Below are 19,705 nucleotides of genomic sequence, written 5' to 3' on the forward strand. Positions count from 1 at the left end.
AAATATCGTACTGGGTTATATTTCAATATCTATATGAAAGCCGTTTTTGAAAAATAATCAGTAAATGTTATTTCCCCATCACTAAATAGAGCGGTTGTTTCAATATCCCCCCCAATTGGTAATGAGAGAAAATTAAGAGAAAATATAATTTAATCCTTTACTTTGTAACTTTATGATAATATTAAATTTTTCCCTCCACCTCATTCCAAGTTATTGAACTGTATGCCTTTGCAACGAAAAACAAACACATCTATGGTCTTAATGAGACCAAGCGACTGTTTTGGCCGCTACGTCTTATAAAACCTAAAGAAAAAAGTATGCAACCACACTTAAATGTCGAGCATGATTGTGCATATGTTGTTATAAAAAAAGGTTATAAAAATGTCGGAATATAAACTTTATGGGCAGGTAGCCCGATATATATTAGAAAACAAAGACAATCATAAAGAAGAATATCGAAACATCATCCGGCGCTTTTTAAACCGGGCGACATTCGGTTATTCGGAAGATACAGTAACACAGGTTGAAGAATCAGATTTTCAAAAATGGCTTGAAGACCAAAAGTACGTGGACAAGACGTTGATATCTGAAAAAGCACATTTGTTCACTGAATTATATTGCCACCACAAAGACTCAAAGATGAAAGAAAAAATCTGTAAAACAGTTGACCAAGCTAGCTTCGATGGATTGTTGTGGCAAGCGGCACTTGAATCTCCGGACCAGTTACGTCAGCGTGTCGCATATGCAATGAGTCAGATTTTTGTGGTCTCTAGGCAGGGAATTAACCGGGGAAGGCCTGTCTTATACCGCTTCCTAGCCGGGTATCATGACATGCTCGTTGAACATTGCTTGGGGTCTTACCGAAACCTTCTATCTCATGTCACTTTGCATCCTTCAATGGGTGAGATGCTTGGTTTGAAGTCGAGTTCGAAAGCAAATTCAAACAAAGGTACGTTTCCTGACGAGAACTATGCCCGTGAGGTGATGCAGCTATTTAGTATCGGGTTGGTGAAGCTAAATATGGACGGAACTGTGGTCACCCAAGAGGGTGTTCCAGAAGAAACTTACAGCCAAAACGATGTGGAGGAAATGGCGCGCGCGCTCACAGGCTGGAGAGGTGCAGCCTACACTGTTAAAAACTGGAATTACAAGCCAATGGGTGGTAAACAAAATCTCCACGATACGGGCAGCAAAACCATTCTTGGAACGGAGATACCAGCGGGTGGAAGCCCCAGAGCGGACCTTGAGGCTGTGTTAGACATTTTGAGTTCTCACCCGAATACCGCCCCATTCATCTCCAAAGCGCTCATAAAGATGCTTGTTCAAAGCAACCCGAGACCGCGTTTCGTTGAAGATATTGCAAATGTTTTTGTCGCCACTGACGGCGATCTGTTTGAAGTTGTCAGCGCCATTTTGCGCCACGACGATGCACTTCTCGATATCGGCCCCCGCTACAGAAAGTTTGGCGAGAATGACAGGTTTGGTAAGGTGAAAGAGCCTTTGATATGTGTAACGAATGCATGTCGAGGTTTAGGGGTGACTTATGCTGCGGAGCAAAAGCGATTCGCAGGTATCAATATGGCAGGAATTGGGCAGTCGTTTTACGGTTCACCGACGGTTTTTAATTTCTTCGAGCCAGACTTTGCGCCAAAAGGTGAAGTCAGTGATAAAAATCTCATCGCGCCAGAGGCTGAGCTGCATGGGGTGGTGAGTATGAAACGTTATGAGAACTTGTGTTGGAAGCTTGTCACCCTTTATGAGAGGAATTTCAGGAAAAATAAATCTCCCGGTTGGGATATTAAGCCATTTGCGAGAAAACTGAAGGCTGATGAGGAGGGAAATTGGCTTGCAGAGCCCCTGCTTGACTTCATCGAGCAACGTTTATTTATGGGGTCAATGAGTTTCTCTCTGAAAAACAGGCTGGCAAGGCATATTAAGACGGCCCACAGTTTGGAAGAAAAAATTGGGAGAAATGTAGTAGTAAAAGAAGTCTTGTATCTGTCGCTTATTTCGCCGGAGTTTCAGACCTTTGAACACGAAATCGTGAATTGGGATTTGTGGAAGAAAGAGTCAAAAGACTTGATTGGGTTGGTCAAAACAGGAGGTGAAGCATGAAAATTTCAAGACGAACATTTATTAAGACATCTTCTGCTGTTGCTGTTGCTTCAGCATTCGCTGGAACTGTCCGAGCTGACCCAACAGTGTCTCCAAGCGGTTACAAAGCGCTGGTTGTTGTTTTTCTTGAAGGTGGTAACGATGCTTTCAATACCGTACTACCAGCACCCGATACTCCTGAATGGGAAAAATATCAAAAAGTGAGAGGAACAGTAGCTCTAGACAGTACAAAAGTGTTTAACAGTTCTTGTAAAGGAATATACCCAATCAGTGACGGTCGTAACCCCAAACTCAATGATCTTTACCTTAATGAAAACCTGTCTGCGCTTAAACCATATTTCGAAGATGGGCATGCCAGCATTATCCTGAATAGTGGGCCACTTGTTGAACCCACAGACCGAGCAAACCTTAAAAGTGCAGAAAAGCCACGCCAACTTCACTCCCATAACTCGCAGCGAAAGTACTGGTACTATGGCATGGATGTGATCAACAAAAATGGCTGGATAGGACGTACTCTCGACAATTTTGACTTGGATGGTAGCAGCACGCGCGCGTTATCTCCGAGTTTTGGCATTCCTACAGTCTCCGCGCTGCGCGGTGAAAGGTATAACCCTATTGCTTACAGAGCCAGTACTAAAAGCAGTAAGGTGGGCGTTCATCAATATCAACTTGAAGGATATGAAGGGGCAGAACGCCTTAGAGCGTCTTACAATGAGCACATCGAAAAAAGAAAAAAGCGTCACAGTAACCTCTACTCACGTACAGTGAGTGAAAGCATGAGAGATAGTGAATTCAACAATGCACGGCTCAAGACCATAACGGGTAACTATGTGAGTATCGACGACTCAGATCACGATGACAGCAGCCTGATCGCCAGTTTCGAGTCTGTACTGGCGTTGATGAAAGCTAACCGTGAAAACACAGAGGGGGATATGGGTTACGAAAGGCAGGTTTTCTTCATTAATATGGGTGGCTTTGACACACACGGAAATATGAATGAGCGCCATCCTGAACTGCTCCAATTACTCTCTGAAGGGCTGAGTTATTTTCTGGGAAATCTAGAGGCTGAAGGCTTGATGAAAAATGTCGTTACAACGACTATGTCTGATTTTGGTAGGCGTTTATCTCCTAACGATAATGGTACAGACCATGGTTGGGGCGGCCATCAGCTGGTCTTTACGCACAAAGATAATTTCGCTTATCCGAATCATGCAGTAGGTGTATGGCCGGATATAGGCAAAAACGGGCGTAATGTGACCAAAACACAACGTGTCATTCCGACAATATGCAGTGATCAAGTGAATGCCACCGTAAGCCGTTGGTTGGGCCTTACTGATAGCGAGCAGTTAAATACTATTTTTCCGACAATTCAGAATTTTACTGATGAGATGATCGAAGGAAGCGAATTAACGTTTGAACCGCTTGTTGTTGCCCGGCCTGAAATAGTGCAAACCATTGACGATACAACAGTGACAGAGCCACATCCCCAGTATTGGGACTTTCTCAAAATTTGATGAATCAAAAACACACAAGCCGCTCCTTTACTTGGGGCGGTTTTTTACAGCTTTTTTTGTTCATCCACTGATGCTATTGAAATCACATCACTGCAATCAGTAAGCGTTACAATATAGTTTTCATTTTCTTTTGAAAGTTGTTAATGAGAACAAGTCTTAGTGAAGATTGAAGCCTTTTTATTCATGATGGCAGCCATATTTTGCAGTGTCACAGCACGACAGACTGCCCCTAATTCCAATGCAGAACGCCCCATACCAAACACCACACTGCTTTGTTCATCTTGAATCAAAGTGAGGGCGCCGTTTTTCTTTAATGCCAACAGTTCTTTCGCACCATCATGACCCATGCCGGACAATAATGCGGCAGTGACAGTGCAATGCTTTATCTTTGCTATTGAGTGAAAAAGGTAGTCGACTGACGGTCTGAATCCCTCTATTTCCGGCTCGTCAGATAGATTAATGACCAGCTTGCCTGAGGGAAGTTCGACGACTTTCATGTGATGGTCACCCGGCGCGATATAGGCGGTTGAGGCGAGGATTTGCATACCATCTGTTGCCTCCAACACATCGATATCACATTTGTCATTGAGACGTTCGACAAGAGATGCTGAATAGTCTGCGGGGATGTGCTGTGCGATACAAATGGGTGGACAGCCGATGGATAGAGAGCTGAGAATCGTTTCGAGTGCTTCAATACCGCCAGTGGAAGACCCAATAACATTAATTGCTTTGATGTCACCCTTGTCCTTGTCGCTGATATTACTGCTCTTACAACAGGCTTCAGGGAGTTGTCGGCAAAGGCTTTCCATATGGATGACGTTTTTAATGCCTAATCGGATATATTTGATGTGCGATGTAAGAACACAGCCCATGAACTGGCGTTTGAGCATGCTTAAATGTTCTCCACGTATCGCGGGACATATCTGTGACACGTTCAGTAGGTTTGTCGATATGTAAGGTTTGTTGGTCAGTTGGCAAAGTGTGGATGATGCATCAGAGAGTAAAATACCCGGAGGGGTCTCTTCTGCTGCTTGCACTGCCTCAGTTATATCAGTGAACACACGTATATGGCGGAGTGTGTTGGTTTCTTTGATGGCAAAAAGTACTGATTGGACGAGTGAGTGATCATGGAAGAGAAGGTCAATAGGTCGATCACTTGGTGACAAACGATTGAGGCTGTTATCGCGCGCATTATCTGAACCAGTGTGAGAATCTGACAGTATTTGGCGGAAATATACTGCCCCAGTGTTGATGTCAAATCTGATTTGCCTGCCACTGTCTCCGCCGAACTCAAAGCGTTTGAGTTGAACGCCATACAACGCAAGTAAGGTTAGTGCTTGGGCGATATTTCGGGCTCCAATCTTCTGTGCATTCATTATTCGACCGCTACCGATTTCACCGCCACCAATTACCCAAGCCAAAAGGTCATCCGGGTCTGAACCTGCCTGCTTGAACTGACCGAGTAACTTCGGTATGGCGGTTGAGCCATAGTCATCGTGCGTTTCGAAGGTTTCGAGCACCGCTGGGGCTATAGGTAGCCGATAATGGCACATACCGCCGAGACACTGGCGCGTATCCCATACACAGACAACGGCACAGACACCTGCAATCGTATTGAGGGTGCTGTCTTGCTGGTGGAATAAGCCCATTTCGCCGGAGCGGATAAAAATCTCTGCCATTTGAGGGTCTGATTTATTGAGGCTTTTGGTAAATGGAGTGCCCAATGGGCGTGAGATCAAGGTCCATATGGAAAAGTGTTTCAGTCAGGCCAATGATCAAAAGTCCTCCGGGTTTCAGGTTTGAGAGAAGACGACTGACGACGCTCTCTGCGGTGGGCTTTGAAAAGTAATAAAGAACATTTCGCAGCAAAATAACATCAAACTTAATGCCAACATCTGTTTTAGGTTGAGTGAGATTGTAGTGTCTGAACTTAATGTTTCTCTTCAGGTTCGATGCAATACTCGCTCTCGAGCTATCGTCGCCTTGCTGATTGAAATACTGCTGATAGTAATGCCTGGGTATTTTGGGGTCGTGCTCGATCTCATACTGCGCAGACTCACACATATTGAGCCTTTCTGTGTCAATGTCGGTGCCCAGTATGCGGTATTGAAAAGCCAAGTGCTGTTTACTGACTTCTTCACAAATCATGGCCAAAGAGTAGGCTTCCTCTCCGCTTGCACAGGCCGCGGACCAAATGAAGATTGGTTCATGCCTGGGGTGTAGAGAGAAATGTTGCTTCAGGTACTCAAAATGATAAATCTCACGGAAAAAATCAGTTTTGTTGGTTGTGATAACGTTGATCAGTGCGGTGTTTTCGCAGCCACTTGAGTCATTGAGCAGATAACGACGATAATCGTAAAAAGTAGGTAAATTTAATGCGCGAAGGCGTTTGTTTAACCTGATTTCCATCATCTGTTGTTTATCTTCCGGTATCGAAATACCGGAGATATCATCAATATACTGGCGAAAGAATATGAAATCGTCATGGTGCAACGTCTGGCTGCCTTCCAATGCCGAACCTGATGCGGGCGAGGGGTTATTTTCAGGGCTCGTCATTGGCTTAGTTATTATCCATCAGCGCTTCCAGAATTTATAACTTGTTCCAGGCATCACGATTGTTACTGTCGGTGTGAGAAGATGGTTTCTCTGTACGAAATGCAACATTGGGTGTTTCTGATTGTTCGGTGTGTTGATGTTCAGGCCTGAAACCCTCTGACGTATTGGCAATGTTAAAATCATGGTCATGCTCGCTATCCGAGCCTTTTAGGAAGTTATTCAAGCTTTTCACCAGCACATTCAGCTCTTCAGCCTGACGAGAGAGCTCATTACTCGATGTTGAGGTTGATCTGCCATCGAGGCGGCATGTTGGGTTGCTTTATTGATGGACTCAACCGCGTTACTTATTTCTTGAATACCTCTGGCTTGTTCATTTGATGCCTCGAAGACTTTGTTGGCTCCTTCAAAAACAGACTTAGACTGGCAGCGAGTCGCCGAGACAATGGAATAACCGCTCTCTACCCGATGCGTATTTTCTTCAGCAATGGTTTTGGCCTCGCCAACACTCTGTTTGACGATTGATGCGATGTCAGAAGCGGCTTCACCACTTCGTTTAGCAAGGTTTCCTACTTCCTGAGCAACAACAGCAAACCCACGCCCATGCTCACCTGCCCGAACTGCTTCTACAGAAGCATTAAACGACAACAGCTTGGTTTGAAACATAATTTCATCAATGATTTCAGTTTTCGCGCCGATTTCGTCAATGATTTTCACAAGCGCACTGATTTTCTCGTTAGACTCGGCAATCTTTTCCATCGCGACGTCTAATTCATCCATTTGCTCGCCCATTTGGCGTGATAGATTTCTTGATTCTTCTGCTGAGTCGACATTGACTTTCAGCATGCCGGATATCTCTTCAGTACTGGCAGATGTCTGCTCAACAGAGCTCGCTTGGCGGTTTGAGATCATTGACAAGTTCTGGCTGACATTATTAATGTTCGACGCCACATTAGAGACCCGATACGCACTGTTACTCATCTTCTGAACAATACTGGTAAATGCTCGGCTTAGCTGGTTAAGCTCAGCGGTGCTGAACTTTCGAAGACCTTTAAAGATATTTTGAAAAGGTGAAGTGATGGAGTTACTCAGGATGATAGCGAGTGGAATGGAGACAGAAACCGCCACTATCATGCCCAACATGACGACAAAATTGACGTTGGCGACGGTTTGCTGAGCTTCCTGCTGTCGCGCTGTCATCAGGGTTTGTTCTCTGTCTATAAATGCATCGATTTGTGAGCGAAACTTGTCGAAGTAAGTTTTACCTCTGGCTTCAGCGACCATATCGCTGACATCATCCATTGTTTTGGAATCACCAATTTCACGCCGGAGCGAAATTTGCGGATTGACCACGGCGAGCTGCCATTCTGATACCAAGGATTCAATTTCGCCAAGTAATGCAACTTGAGATGGGTTGTCAGCAACCTTGAGTTTGAGGTTACTGGTTAGGGTTCTAAAATCGCTTTTTCCCTGCTCATAAGGTTCAAGAAATTCTGCTTTTCCTGCTAAAAGGTAGCCGCGCATGCCTGTTTCCATATTGAGCGTAGAGGCTTCAATTTGTCTTGTAATTTCAATGACCTGATAAGTATGCATGACCAAGTCGAGTGATTCTGTATTGTTACTCGAGGAAGCATTGCTGAATGTTGTTTCACGCTTTTGTAGCAGGTCATTCTCGACAGCAATAAATTTTGTCAACAGGCTGCGTACGCGATCAAAATACTGCTTACCTTTCTTTTCCGATATGACATCTGCCATATCGTTCATCGTTTTTGCATCGCCAATTTCCCTTCGGAGTGCGATAGCTGGGTTGGTACTGTTCGCTAACCAATCTGATATGGTGGTTTCGATGTCGGTCAGCAAAGCAACCTGCGAAGGATTATCACTGACCTTTATTTTGAGTTCACTGACGAGTTTACTGAATTCTTTTTTCCCGGATACGTAGGGTTCGAGAAACGACTCTTTACCCGCCAGTAAATAACCCCGTTTCCCTGTTTCAATATCAACGGCTGCGCCTCTATTTGCCTTGCTGTGTTGATGACCTCATGGGTGTGGTTGACCCACATGTCAGTTTCGTTGAGATTCTTTATTCCATTGAGCGCAATGACACTCAGCATCACAAGAAAAAGGAGTGTTAGACCATTACCCAGAAGTATTTTGGCGCGCAATGACATATTTTTGAACATATATTTTACCTACCCACAGCGTGGCAAAAAGACCTCACAGCTTCTTCAAGCGTGACCTTTATTTCAGTAGTCGTGACTGATTCAAACCTGCCTTCGTAGAGAAATGAATAAGGCTGGGTACAACGGTAAATAGGCAGACACTGACAGAGCGTGAATAATTAAACACTAGGACATGTGTGAGCTATGTCAACTTATGGAAATATATAGAAAATTTATTGAAAAATAAAAGTCATAAAATTTATGGTGTTATTGATTTGTATGGATATTACTTAATCAAATAAATTAATAAGTACGATGTTGTGTAATTAATTACAGTATGAGGTCGCTAATAAATAATCTGGAATAAATTAGACTTTGATATCACTCGGCAGCTAAGGAATATTATTATTTGGCTGATGATTTATTCTCATAGCAAAATGAACAAGCAGCATTGAGCTGCTTGTTCATCAAATAAATCATAAAGAAACGTATCAAACCGAAGGGTAGGAGGATAGATTGAAGCTTCACGGTAGCCAAACAAGGCTTGTGCGCCACCAGTATGGAGAAAAACAATATTTTCTGCGTCTGAGAAATGTCCTTTTCTCACCAGGTCGATGAGCCCGCAGCCCCTTTTCCGGAATAAACAGGATCAAGCAGAATACCTTCAAGCCTTGCAAACATATCGATAGCTTCAATGGTACTCGCCGCGGGTATACCATACCCTTCACCGACGTAATCACTGTTGGCGACCACATCGTCACGCTGAACGGTTCCCTCTAGCCCCATAAACACTGCTGTTTTAGCAGCCAGATTGAAGACGTTTTCCTCTTGTTTTTCTTTGGGGGCACGCACACCAATGCCGAGAACGGGGATCTGACTGTTCGTGGCCCGCAAACCCAAAACCAAACCGGCTTGTGTACCTGCAGAGCCGGTGCCGTGAACGACATGATCGACTTTCAGGCCCATATCATTCACCTGTTGCAGCAGCTCAATGGCACAGTTGACGTAACCTAGCGCGCCGATTTCATTCGAGCCGCCGCCGGGAATAATATATGGTTTTTTACCTTGCTCTTTAAATTTTGTCGCAGACTGCTCCATGGCGGCATTCATATCAGTGTCTGCCGGGTGTTTTTCAAGTGTCGCACCAAACATTTGGTCCAACATCACGTTACCGTTCAGGTGTAGTCGACATCTTTTGAACAGGTCCGATCCTCAAGGAGAATATGGCAGGCCATGCCCATCTGTGCTGCGATAGCGGCAGTTTGTCTGGCATGATTAGATTGTGTTGCGCCTTGAGTGATGATCACATCAGCGTTTTTGTTTTGGGCGTCCGCCATTAAAAATTCAAGTTTACGGGTTTTGTTACCGCCTCCTGCAAGGCCCGTGCAGTCATCGCGTTTGATCCAGATTGTTGGCCCACCCAGCTCTCTCGTCAGGTTTTCGAGTTTCTCCAGAGGGGTAGGAAGATGGGCGAAAAATGCCCGAGGATATCTGGACATATGCATGTTGACGTCTCCTTCATTCGTCTTGAAAAGTGCTTTTGAGTGTATGAAGCCGACGATAAAGAGACCAATGCCGATTAGTCAGGTTTCGGTTACCTTGCTGCATGGCAGCACAATATCGGTCTCTCTGGTTGCGTGCTGAGCCATCTTTTTTGACACCGCAATGATGGATTGAGAAAGTGGATCATCGGTCTCACGATAGTAAATAGTAATTTGGAACGAGATATGCCAGCGTTCGCTGCCTGCCAGATATAGCTCCCCACGTTTAACTTCGTCCTTAATAAATGACATTGGCAGCCATGCGATACCATAGCCTGCCTGTACCATAGACTTAAGCGTGTGAGAGAACGGATTTTCGTATCTACGATCAAGAAAGCATGCGTGTTTCACTAAGAGTTGATCGATAGCCTTGCCGAATAAAGTCTGGTGGGAGTAGCCCACGAGAGGGATAGGGTTATCCGGTTCACCGGGCAATTGATATTGCGGTCCACCTTGACCACATGAAGAGACGGGTACCAGTATTTCGTTGCCAATAACAGTGCTTTGATAGCGTTCTGTATCGATTGAAACTCCTATACCGTCTCGGGTGTAACACATCAGATAATCGACCAGTCCACGGGAGAACAAGTCTATCGAGTCTGCCAATCTGTCCGAGGATAACCTGACATATATCGGGCCGACTTCTTTTTCAATCTCGCGCATCCAGCGCATAAATAGGGTCTGCACGATTGAGTTTTGTGCGGCGACTGAGACCTCATGGCCGTCATAGCTTTTAACGGAGCGCGCCATCTCTCTCGCGGTGTAAAGCTTGTCAAGAATCGCTTCTGCTTCAGTGACAAAGGCCTTTCCTTGGTCTGTCAATTCAAGGTTCTGTGAGTCTCTGTTGACGAGACTGGTGCCGACCCACTGTTCTAATGAACGAATGCGTCGACTGAAAGCGGGTTGTGTGACAAAACGCTCTCTTGCAGCCGCCGTAAAACTGCTAGCGTGCGCCAGACATACGAAGTCTTCCAATAACTTAAAGTCCAAATAACGTCTCCACCCCGTGGCTCTGTTATTCAACCTAGCAAATGCCAGGAGGCTTGGATTGCTTAAGAATAAGAATTTGTTATCACGACTGAAAATAAGTAAGTGTCCGTTTTATTCCACTTATTAAGTTTTGAAATGTGTACTTTTAAATATCTGAAAATAGTTGGTTTATTATGACTGGTTACAAAACGGAATAGCCCCCTTTCAAATCCGCATTAGCAATTATCTGAACTCTGGCCATGCTTATTCGTGCATCAGGAACGTTATCAAGCGTCCATTCATCCTCAACAAGGAGCTGTTGTATGAAACCCTATTTCAAAGTTGGCGCAATGGGTATTGGTGGCATGATCTTGGCTGGGCTTTCAGCACCGTCATTTGCTGCAACCACTATCCGTCTTTCAACCTATGTTAATGAAACTGATATTCGCTATGAAGGCTTTAAGAAATTTGCTGAATTAGCAGCAGCAAAAAGTAATGGCGATTTAAAAGTACAGATATTCCCCTCTTCAACACTGCATGGCTGGAGTGAAGGTGTCGACGCTGTTCAAGGTGGTGTCTCAGACATCAGTTGGATTCCAGCTGACAAACGACTTCCATGTTACCGTGTCACGTCCCTTATCCTGTTCCTATCAATCTGGAAAAGCAGATTGAACTTGATGGTGATTATGCAAAGTTAATCACCAAAGAAGCGGCAAAAGCTGAGCTGGTTCCACTGATAAATTCCAACTATTCCTATGACCAAGAGTGGTGGTTTGAAGACCCTGTCAATGACATTGGCAAACTTGACGGAAAGTTAGTGCGCTCAATCGGGCCGCTGGTCAGCATGATGATTGAATCGTGGGGCGGCAAGCCTGTGTTTGTTGCTCCAAAAGAAGTGTTTCAATCGGCTGAACGAGGTGTGGTTGACGGAATCAATATGGGCGTGGCGACTTACAGTTCATGGAAACTCTGGAACGTGATGCCACATATGGTTAACGCCAACATGTTCTACGGCAACATCATCTACATGATGAACAAGAATAAATTTGATGACCTAAGCGCCGCAAACCAAAAAGCGCTCAAAGAATCCGCTGTCGAAGCAGAAGCATGGTTGAAACCTCGTTATGAAGGATGGGTGGATCAGCGTGTGGGCAATGCCGTGATGTCAGGTGGCGGTTCTGCGGTATCGATGGATGAAGATCGCACGCAAGAATTGGTTGATGATATTGCGAAGAAGTGGACGCCGGAAGTTAATCAGGCTTGCGGTAAGCCGCTTGCCGATAACATTCGTGCTCTCTTTGCGTCACATCAGGACTGAGGTGGGTATCTGAATCAATGAATACTAATTGGTTTCACCGTCTTCATTCATTGTCGCTGGTACTTCTTTACTCAGGTGCTGCCATCGTACTGATCCAGGCAATCTGGATCAGCTACGGCGTGCTGGTGAGATATGTCTTCAATGAGCCAGACGGCACGGTAACTGAAGCGACTGCACTGCTGCTGGTGCCAGTGGCATTCATGGGCTGTTCTTTTGCGCTGCTGAATGATGCTTATCCAAAAGTCACTATTTTCCGTGACAAGCTAACGGGCAAGGCGCAGGTAATCCTCGATCGGTTCAATTTCTTCGTCATGGTGTTGATTGGTGTTTTCTTCACTACAGCGGCGGGTAAAGCAATGGTTAAGTCGTTTTCATCCGGCGCAGCATCAGAAATTTTACTCTGGCCGCGCTTCTGGTTTTGGATTCCCGTGGTGCTTGCTTGGTGAGTTTCACGCTGGCCGCACTTTATCTGATGCTAAAAGGGCATCCTGAAGACAAACAACAATAATAAGGAAGTAATGACATGGAGTGGTACGTTGTTGGGCTAGGTATGCTGGGGTTATTAATGGGGTTTATCCTCATAGGGCTGCCCATACCTTTTGCACTCGCTGCAGCCTCTATCCCATTTTTGTTTGATATTCTCTCTTTGAAATCGACGCTGGTCACCACAGAACTGAAGTTGTGGGGGGTGTGGTTCGATTACATTCTGCTCGCCGTCCCTCTGTTTGTGTTCCTCGGTGAGTTAATTGGGCGCTCAAGCATTGGGCCAAATCTTTACTGGTTTATGCACAGTAAATTGCCCGTCAAAGGTGCGGCTGCATACGGGAGTATTGGTGCCTGTGCCGGGTTTGGTGCGGTCTGTGGCTCGAGCATGGTTGGTGCATTGACGATTGGCGGTGTGGCGCTGCCAGAAATGCTGAAGCTTGGTTATGGAAAGCGCCTGTCGAGCGGTATTTTGGCGGCGGGTGGCACGCTGAGTGTGTTGATCCCACCCAGTTTGATCTTGCTTTTCTACGGCATTGTGACTGACCAGTCGATTGGCGCCTTGTTCATTGCGGGTGTGGTTCCCGGTCTTATTCTGGTGAGCTTGTTTTTCGTCATTATCCTTATCTGGGGCAAAGTGAAAGCGGAAGACATTCCGGGGCATGAAAGTGTAGAACCTATTCCCTGGTTACTGGCGCTTTCGGCGATTTTGCCTGTGACCATCATAGGTCTTCTTATCACCATATCTATTTATGCGGGCATAGCCACACCGACTGAGGCGGCGGGAGTGTCAGCCACCTTGACCTTGCTGCTCGCCTATTGGTTTGGTGGTTTGAGATTACCGGGCTTGATGGCGTCATTACGTTCAACCATGCAGACGATGGGGTATCTTGGTCTGTTGTTGTCATCAGGCGTGTTGTTCGGCTTTGTGATGACGTATCACCAAATACCGCAGCAGTTCACTGAGTTGTTTGTGGAAATGCAGCTGTCTCCCTATGCCGTGTTAGCGATGATTGTCCTGTTCTACATTATTCTCGGTATGTTTCTTGAACCTGTTTCCATGACATTTATCACCTTACCAACACTCTATCCGTTGGTACATGCAGCAGGGTTCGATCTTATTTGGTTTGGCGTTGTCTTTACCATCACCATGGAAATTGCTGTGCTCACCCCTCCGGTTGGGCTGAATCTGTTTGTCATACAAAACCTTGCCAAAGACGAGGTGACGATAGGGGATGTCATTATCGGTTGCTTACCCTTTATCGCGGCGCTATTTACCTTGCTGATCCTATTGATTGGTATTCCCGACACTGCGCTTTGGCTACCCGAATTAATGGAATAAGAATGATGAATTGTTTGCGAGTTGGAGCAGGGCCAACCTTGGTTTTGGTTCATGGTTTCTTGAGTGGCCTGACGTATTGGGACAAACAAGTAGAGTTATTTTCAGCATCGTTTGATGTTGTTGTGTTCGATCTTCCGGGATTTGGCAGTAATGCCGAGCAAACCTGTCCCGATACGATCGAGAATTTTGCCGACTATGTGATTAACAAACTCAGCCGTCTAGGTATCGAAGAATTTCATCTGATCGGACATTCGATGGGCGGGATGATTGCGCAAGAAATCGCGATAAAAATTCCGGATAGGGTTATCGGGTTGGTTCTTTATGCGACTGGGCCGGTAGGCAGTTTACCGGGAAGGTTTGAGCCCATCGAATACAGCATTGAGAGGGTTAAAACTGAGGGTACGCACGAAGTAGCAAGAGACACAGTAAAAACATGGTTTACGGAGGGAGAAGATGACCCGGATTATGCCAGCGGTATCGCCATGGCAGATCAGGTAAAAACAGAAAGTTATATTAATGGATTATTAGCAATGTCACGTTGGCGCGCGCTGGAAAGGCTGGACAAAGTGGAAGCGAAAACTCTGATCATCTGGCCTGACAGTGACCGATCTTACATGTGGGAGCAGATTGAATCGCTCTGGCGTGGGATCAAAGCAACAAATTTGGCCGTTGTTCCACAGGCGGCGCATAACCTACACCTCGAAAAGTCACGGATATTTAATCTTCTTGTTGTCGATTTTTTAAAAAGTGATGAGGTACAACATCGATTGCGGTGTGAAGAGTGTCGTCCGGGAGACCTGGTTTGATGCCTCGCTCGTAGTACTGATGTTTTATTCAGATTTCAAAGAGATGTTGAAGGGGTTAATGCAACCATTTCAGTTCGAGTTGAAAGATGAAGCCCAAGAAAAACACCGCATCATGCGGTGTTTTTTTTATGACCAATTGTCATTAGCTATTTGAACCAGAAAGAGGGCGTTCGGCTCAGACCAACTCACACGTATATTGACATCAAGAAAACCTTACTAAGTTATGCGATGCTGAGTGCAAATCCGCACAATATCCAGCCTTGGAAAGTCGCTTTTCCTGCTGAGAATCAAATCCTTCTGTATGTTGATTCTGAACGACTGCTTCCCCAAACTGACCCAATCCACTGTCAGATTCTTATTGGGCAAGGAACGTTTATTGAAGTCTTGGTGGTTGCGGCAAGCCATTTCGGTATTCGTGTTGATGTGAATTACTTCCCGCAGGGGGAATATGACAACCAGAGCCTGGAAGCTAAACCGGTCGCATCGCTAACGCTAGTGCCTGACGAGACGATCAAAGCCGATCCCCTGTTCCAATATTTGGCTATTCGTCAGTCGACAAAGACGCCATATTCGTCAGAGATTTTATCGACTCAACAGTTAGTTGAGGTGCAAAAGGCCAGTGAGCAAGCCGACTTTTCCATCCAGCTTGTTAATAAACAAGATGACCATGACACCATTGCAAACTTTTTGACGGAGGCGATGGTGGTAGAAGAGCAAAAATCCGCTCGCAGCCTAGAAACTATCGGTATGTTCCGCTTTAATGATCAGGAAATGCGCAAATATCGATATGGCTTTGGTTTTCCCCAGAATGGTGTCACAGGCCCTAAACGTTGGCTGGCTGAGACTCTGCTAGTGAGTCGACAAAAAGCGGAAAATGATTGGCCAAGAAGGGGTGAAAACAACACACAGAGCGGCGGAGAACACTCCTCATTTTGGTTTGTTGATCAGCGATTCGAATAGCCGATTTGATCAAGTGAAGTGCGGTCGCGTTTACCAAAGAATTAATCTGGTTACGGCCTCCATGGGACTCGCTCAGCATCCAATGAGTCAAATTTTGCAAGAGTACTCAGATATGTTGCCATTACAGGCGAAATTTAAGAAACACTATGGAGTGAAATCGAGCCAGACAGTGCAAATATTGTTTCGCTTGGGGGAAACGGATTTGACGCCAGCTTCGCAGAGAAGTAAGTGACATAGTGACGAGTTAAATGACAATTGCTTCTAGAATTATCGTCTCGCACACCAGAGACGATGGAGCAGGGTTATTGAGTCAGGCATAACGTCAAACAGTACTTGCGCTAATATTTTGTCGGCACTCATCCCACTGCATAGTGTAGGAAAAAGCGATAGGTAACAAATAAAAAAAACCGCTGAGTAATCAGCGGCTTTTCAAATGTGGCGGAGAGATAGGGATTTGAACCCTAGATACGCTATTAACGTATGCCGGTTTTCAAGACCGGTGCTTTCAACCACTCAGCCATCTCTCCTGAAGTGGTGCGCATGATAGGGGATGTTTTTACAGTTGTAAATACCCTAAATATCGAGTGCTCGATATATGAGCAATGTTTTTTAACTCGTGATTTCAGCGTTTAGTGACAAGTTTAGAGTGAGTTAATGTTATTTCAGTCACTCACAAACAATTGGTGTGATCATGTATGTATAGTCTGTTGCCCACCCTTTAAATCCACACTGGTTTTTGGTTACCTTTTATATATATTCATTCGAGGAACACAGCATATAGATGGACAGAGATGCCAGACGTTTTTTTCGACTCAATTACCCAGAGTTTTATCGCCCAGAAGTGCTGATCAGCGATAAAGCTTTCCCGGTTCAGCAGATTTCAGAGCAAGGCATTGTTGCTGTTATCCCAAATGTCTCCTTGACTCAGGTTGGTGCGAAGTTTAAAGGTATCATTACCTTTGCTGATGGGGTCTCTTTTGAAATCATCGGACACATTCTTCGTATCGAGGGTGATCGTGTGGTGGGTGAGTTGTTTAAAGGCATTAATTTTAGACGTATGAATGAAGAGCAACGCCAGCTTAAAGTCAGGTTTCCCCGCTACAAGCCGCGTCATTGATACTCAGTAAACTCATTTAAAGTTATCCAGCCAACTCTACAGGCTGACAGTCAATCATGATTTTCTTCTTGCCACCTTTGAACTTTCGCAAACTAATGAATATCTTTAATTAAGAGTCTTTTTCTGCATTGGTGGCAACCGCTTTGGATTTCAATAGGCGAAAGTTCTTCCGGTTAACTTATCCTGAGTCATACCGGCCGAAAGTAAAAATTTATGGTGATATCCATTTTGTGTCTCAAGTGTCTGAGAGAGGCGTTGTATTGCTTATTCCCGATTTACCCCATCGAAAAATCGGCGCGAAATTTGTTGCTCTGATCGAGTTCTCCGATAAAACCACACTTAAAATTGGCGGCAGGATTTTGCGAATTGAGGGAAACAAAGTAATTGGTCAACTCAGTGAGTCGATCGATTTTAAACGCATCAATGAAGAGCAAAGACAACTCAAACTGAAATTTCCCGCTTACAAACCTACCTGAACCTGCTTTTGAAAAGTTGCGAAAAAGCGCATGAAAAATTAACGTTATAGCGAATTCACACGGCGTATCATGGGTACCCATATACATTTTGATGACCTAATAACATGACTTTATCCCTGCCTGAAATTCATTTTCGTCCACTCGATGGTAACGATGCCGACATCTTTTCAGTTTGGCTCTCGGACCCTGAGGTCACCCGTTTCAGTTTATCAAGTTTTCAATTTCCCCAATCCAAAGTAGATATTTCACAATGGCTCAATACGATCAACGGCAGTAAGAGCAATGTGAGCTTTGGTATTACTCTTGGGGAAACGGGTGCACTGATAGGTTACGCAGGTATTGCATCAATCAGTTCGCTCAATCGTTGTGGTGAGTATTTCATCATGATCGGCAGCAAAGAGCATTGGGGCAGGGGGATAGGCTCTCAAGTCACTAAAAAAGTTGTGGAGTACGGCTTTGAAACCTTGGGTTTGCATCGGATTGAACTGACCGCTTTTGCTAATAATCCGGGAGCAATAAAAGCGTACGAAAATGCGGGCTTTCAGCATGAAGGCGTTAAGCGGGAATCAGGGTTCAGGCAGGGAAAATTTTTCGACAAAGTACAGATGGGTATTATTGTTCATGACTGGTTGACGTTGAAAGAGTCATGATCATACATTGATCAGTGAGCGGATTTCGTTGACTTATCGAGGTTGAAAATATCAGTTGAATAATCGTCATTTTCGTCCAAATAGTGTCTAGCCCTTGAGACGATAAATATTTTACTCAAAAAAAATACCCCCTTTTTTAAAGGGGATTTTGCCGTGTGCCTTATGGTATAAACCGTAAAAGCGATCACTTCTCATTTTCTCTCTCAATCTCAATAAATTATCGGAAAAACGCAATCATCTTTTTTTCTCAATAAGTCCTCTCTAATTCGCTGATTTCAGTGAACTATTGAGCATCATCCGCGTGATCCTTCTTTTTTTTTGTTTGCCGTAATGGGCAGAGACTTTCAACAAAAGGAGGAAGGCATCATGAAAAACATCGCAACAGGTTTGATCGCTGGCCTAATGGCGCTGGCAATGGGTTGTAACTCGTCATCCCATCACGAAACTTCACTTCGAGTGATACATGCAAGCCCCGACGCACCTAAAGTTAACGTGAAACTTAACGGAAACGAGAGACTGAAAGGGGTCGATTACGGCATATCGAGTAACTTTCTGACCCTGCCGGAGGGCTCGTACCAATCAATATTGATGCCAATTTGCCCGGTGGCGGAACGTCAACGGTTTTGAACCAAACGTATCAGCTCAACCCAGGCCGCGAATACACGGTCGTCGCAATCGGTGATGTTGATACTGCTGGCAAGACGCTTGAACTTAAAGTGATTGAGAATAGTGACACACACGTTGCACATGGTTACGGTCGTGTGCAAGTATTTCATGGTGCACCAGATGCTCCACAAGTTGATATTTATGTGACAGCGCCAAATACCGATGTGAATGGGGTATCGCCCAACTTAACACTTAATTACACAGAAAACAGCGGCCAGATTGACCTCCCGCAGGGTGATTACCGTATCCGGGTAACGGGTGCAGGTAGCAAGGCGGTACTCTTCGATACCGGTTCAGTTCCGTTGGCGTCTGGCGACGATTGGCTGTTAACGGCGATTGAAAACGTCTATCCGGGCTCCGCAGCACCCATTGCGTTACAGCTTTCTACGGGGAAATCCTCGTCTATCGTACTCGACAAAGACACTAAGAGCAGCGTGAGGGCAGTACACGCTATTTCTACCGCACCAGCTGTCGATATTTTGCAGCTAGTACAGAACTCTTCGGAGACCTTACCTTTAATAACGAAACGGCCTTTGCAAATGTTGATACGGGTAATGCCCAACTTGATGTCACAGCGGCCAATCAAACAAACACATTGTTCGGCGGCAATTTCGCATTCGAAAAAGCCAAAGGTTACTATGTTGTTGCAATGGGTTTGTTAGCGGGTACGGGTAACACAGCGCCGTCGCTTGTGAATGTGTTGGAAGACAGAAGAAAAGTGGCTACCGCAGCGAAACTGACAGTTATTCATGCATCAGCAACAACAGGCAAAGTGGATGTTTATCTCACACCGACAGATGATATCTCTTCTGCAACACCTGCATTAGCGGGCGTTGATTTCAAGCAGTTTGCCACTGGTGTTGAGGTTGCAGAGGGCACATATTCGGTGACTGTAACACCTGAGGGGAATAAAGCCGTAGAGGCCATTAAAGTTTCTAACCTGCAGATTGACAAAGGAAAACTTTATGGCATTGTCGCGCTGGATGGAAACGGTGGGATAGGTAACCTGCAGGTTAACACCCTAGATTTCTAA

18 protein-coding genes, 1 tRNA gene and 3 pseudogenes are annotated in these 19,705 nt (G+C 45.1%); 14 read left to right on the forward strand and 8 right to left on the reverse strand.

Annotated elements, in window-relative coordinates; translation table 11 throughout:
* The first annotated feature begins 381 nt into the window (after positions 1–381).
* Complete coding sequence (locus CS022_RS04995; protein ID WP_129121375.1) at positions 382–2,115, forward strand: DUF1800 domain-containing protein; 1,734 nt, start codon at positions 382–384, stop codon at positions 2,113–2,115.
* Complete coding sequence (locus CS022_RS05000; protein WP_129121524.1) at positions 2,112–3,629, forward strand: DUF1501 domain-containing protein; 1,518 nt, start codon at positions 2,112–2,114, stop codon at positions 3,627–3,629. Before CS022_RS04995 ends, CS022_RS05000 begins: the two co-directional genes overlap by 4 nt.
* A 140-nt stretch (positions 3,630–3,769) precedes the next feature.
* On the opposite strand, the gene CS022_RS05005 is transcribed toward CS022_RS05000, so the two are convergent.
* From CS022_RS05005 to CS022_RS05035, 7 genes and pseudogenes are all read right to left on the reverse strand, one after another.
* Positions 3,770–5,308 carry a chemotaxis protein CheB gene (locus CS022_RS05005; protein WP_129121376.1) on the reverse strand — a complete coding sequence of 513 codons (1,539 nt, stop codon included), beginning with the start codon at positions 5,306–5,308 and terminating at the stop codon, positions 3,770–3,772.
* Positions 5,309–5,321: 13 nt separating this feature from the next.
* A complete protein-coding gene (locus CS022_RS05010; RefSeq protein WP_129121377.1) occupies positions 5,322–6,185 on the reverse strand; it encodes a CheR family methyltransferase in 864 nt (287 codons plus the stop codon).
* Positions 6,186–6,219: 34 nt separating this feature from the next.
* Positions 6,220–6,408, reverse strand: a complete 189-nt coding sequence (locus CS022_RS05015) for a hypothetical protein (protein ID WP_129121378.1) — start codon at positions 6,406–6,408, stop codon at positions 6,220–6,222.
* Between the two features lie 17 nt (positions 6,409–6,425).
* Positions 6,426–8,180: a CHASE3 domain-containing protein gene (locus tag CS022_RS05020; protein ID WP_328590317.1), complete on the reverse strand. Its 1,755-nt coding sequence runs from the start codon at positions 8,178–8,180 to the stop codon at positions 6,426–6,428.
* Positions 8,072–8,365 carry a CHASE3 domain-containing protein gene (locus tag CS022_RS05025; RefSeq protein WP_129121380.1) on the reverse strand — a complete coding sequence of 98 codons (294 nt, stop codon included), beginning with the start codon at positions 8,363–8,365 and terminating at the stop codon, positions 8,072–8,074. The genes CS022_RS05020 and CS022_RS05025 overlap by 109 nt, the downstream gene beginning before the upstream one ends.
* Positions 8,366–8,864: 499 nt before the next feature.
* A pseudogene (cuyA, locus tag CS022_RS27995) lies at positions 8,865–9,849 on the reverse strand (D-cysteate sulfo-lyase); the annotation flags it as partial.
* 78 nt (positions 9,850–9,927) lie between these two features.
* Positions 9,928–10,875: a LysR family transcriptional regulator gene (locus CS022_RS05035; protein ID WP_129121381.1), complete on the reverse strand. Its 948-nt coding sequence runs from the start codon at positions 10,873–10,875 to the stop codon at positions 9,928–9,930.
* Positions 10,876–11,177: 302 nt separating this feature from the next.
* On the opposite strand from CS022_RS05035, the gene CS022_RS25960 reads away from it, so the two are divergent.
* The 6 genes from CS022_RS25960 (at position 11,178) to CS022_RS05060 (ending at position 15,763) form a co-directional block, all read left to right on the forward strand.
* Entirely contained in the window at positions 11,178–11,552 is a 375-nt protein-coding gene (locus CS022_RS25960; RefSeq protein WP_235869264.1) for a hypothetical protein, read from the forward strand.
* Complete coding sequence (locus CS022_RS05040; RefSeq protein ID WP_235869265.1) at positions 11,471–12,172, forward strand: type 2 periplasmic-binding domain-containing protein; 702 nt, start codon at positions 11,471–11,473, stop codon at positions 12,170–12,172. Before CS022_RS25960 ends, CS022_RS05040 begins: the two co-directional genes overlap by 82 nt.
* A 17-nt stretch (positions 12,173–12,189) precedes the next feature.
* Positions 12,190–12,618, forward strand: a complete 429-nt coding sequence (locus CS022_RS05045) for a TRAP transporter small permease (protein ID WP_235869266.1) — start codon at positions 12,190–12,192, stop codon at positions 12,616–12,618.
* A gap of 77 nt (positions 12,619–12,695) precedes the next feature.
* The gene (locus tag CS022_RS05050; protein WP_129121382.1) at positions 12,696–13,997 is read left to right on the forward strand and encodes a TRAP transporter large permease; all 1,302 of its coding nucleotides are present in this window, start codon (positions 12,696–12,698) and stop codon (positions 13,995–13,997) included.
* Positions 13,998–13,999: 2 nt separating this feature from the next.
* Complete coding sequence (locus tag CS022_RS05055) at positions 14,000–14,803, forward strand: alpha/beta fold hydrolase (protein WP_235869267.1); 804 nt, start codon at positions 14,000–14,002, stop codon at positions 14,801–14,803.
* Between the two features lie 228 nt (positions 14,804–15,031).
* A complete protein-coding gene (locus CS022_RS05060) occupies positions 15,032–15,763 on the forward strand; it encodes a twin-arginine translocation pathway signal protein (protein ID WP_235869268.1) in 732 nt (243 codons plus the stop codon).
* A gap of 436 nt (positions 15,764–16,199) precedes the next feature.
* On the opposite strand, the gene CS022_RS05065 is transcribed toward CS022_RS05060, so the two are convergent.
* Positions 16,200–16,290, reverse strand: a tRNA-Ser gene (locus CS022_RS05065).
* 254 nt (positions 16,291–16,544) lie between these two features.
* Here CS022_RS05065 and CS022_RS05070 point away from each other — a divergent pair.
* From CS022_RS05070 to CS022_RS05095, 6 genes and pseudogenes are all read left to right on the forward strand, one after another.
* Complete coding sequence (locus CS022_RS05070; protein ID WP_129121383.1) at positions 16,545–16,880, forward strand: hypothetical protein; 336 nt, start codon at positions 16,545–16,547, stop codon at positions 16,878–16,880.
* A gap of 230 nt (positions 16,881–17,110) precedes the next feature.
* Positions 17,111–17,356, forward strand: a complete 246-nt coding sequence (locus CS022_RS05075) for a hypothetical protein (protein ID WP_129121384.1) — start codon at positions 17,111–17,113, stop codon at positions 17,354–17,356.
* Positions 17,357–17,460: 104 nt separating this feature from the next.
* Complete coding sequence (locus CS022_RS05080) at positions 17,461–18,006, forward strand: GNAT family N-acetyltransferase (protein WP_129121385.1); 546 nt, start codon at positions 17,461–17,463, stop codon at positions 18,004–18,006.
* Positions 18,007–18,372: 366 nt separating this feature from the next.
* Positions 18,373–18,633 carry a DUF4397 domain-containing protein gene (locus CS022_RS27165; protein ID WP_161569565.1) on the forward strand — a complete coding sequence of 87 codons (261 nt, stop codon included), beginning with the start codon at positions 18,373–18,375 and terminating at the stop codon, positions 18,631–18,633.
* Positions 18,630–19,139: pseudogene (locus CS022_RS05090) on the forward strand (DUF4397 domain-containing protein); the annotation flags it as partial. The gene CS022_RS27165 and the pseudogene CS022_RS05090, both read left to right, overlap by 4 nt.
* Positions 19,140–19,210: 71 nt before the next feature.
* Positions 19,211–19,705: pseudogene (locus CS022_RS05095) on the forward strand (DUF4397 domain-containing protein); the annotation flags it as partial.

It is taken from the genome of Veronia nyctiphanis (genome assembly GCF_004116385.1).
GTDB lineage: Bacteria > Pseudomonadota > Gammaproteobacteria > Enterobacterales > Vibrionaceae > Veronia > Veronia nyctiphanis.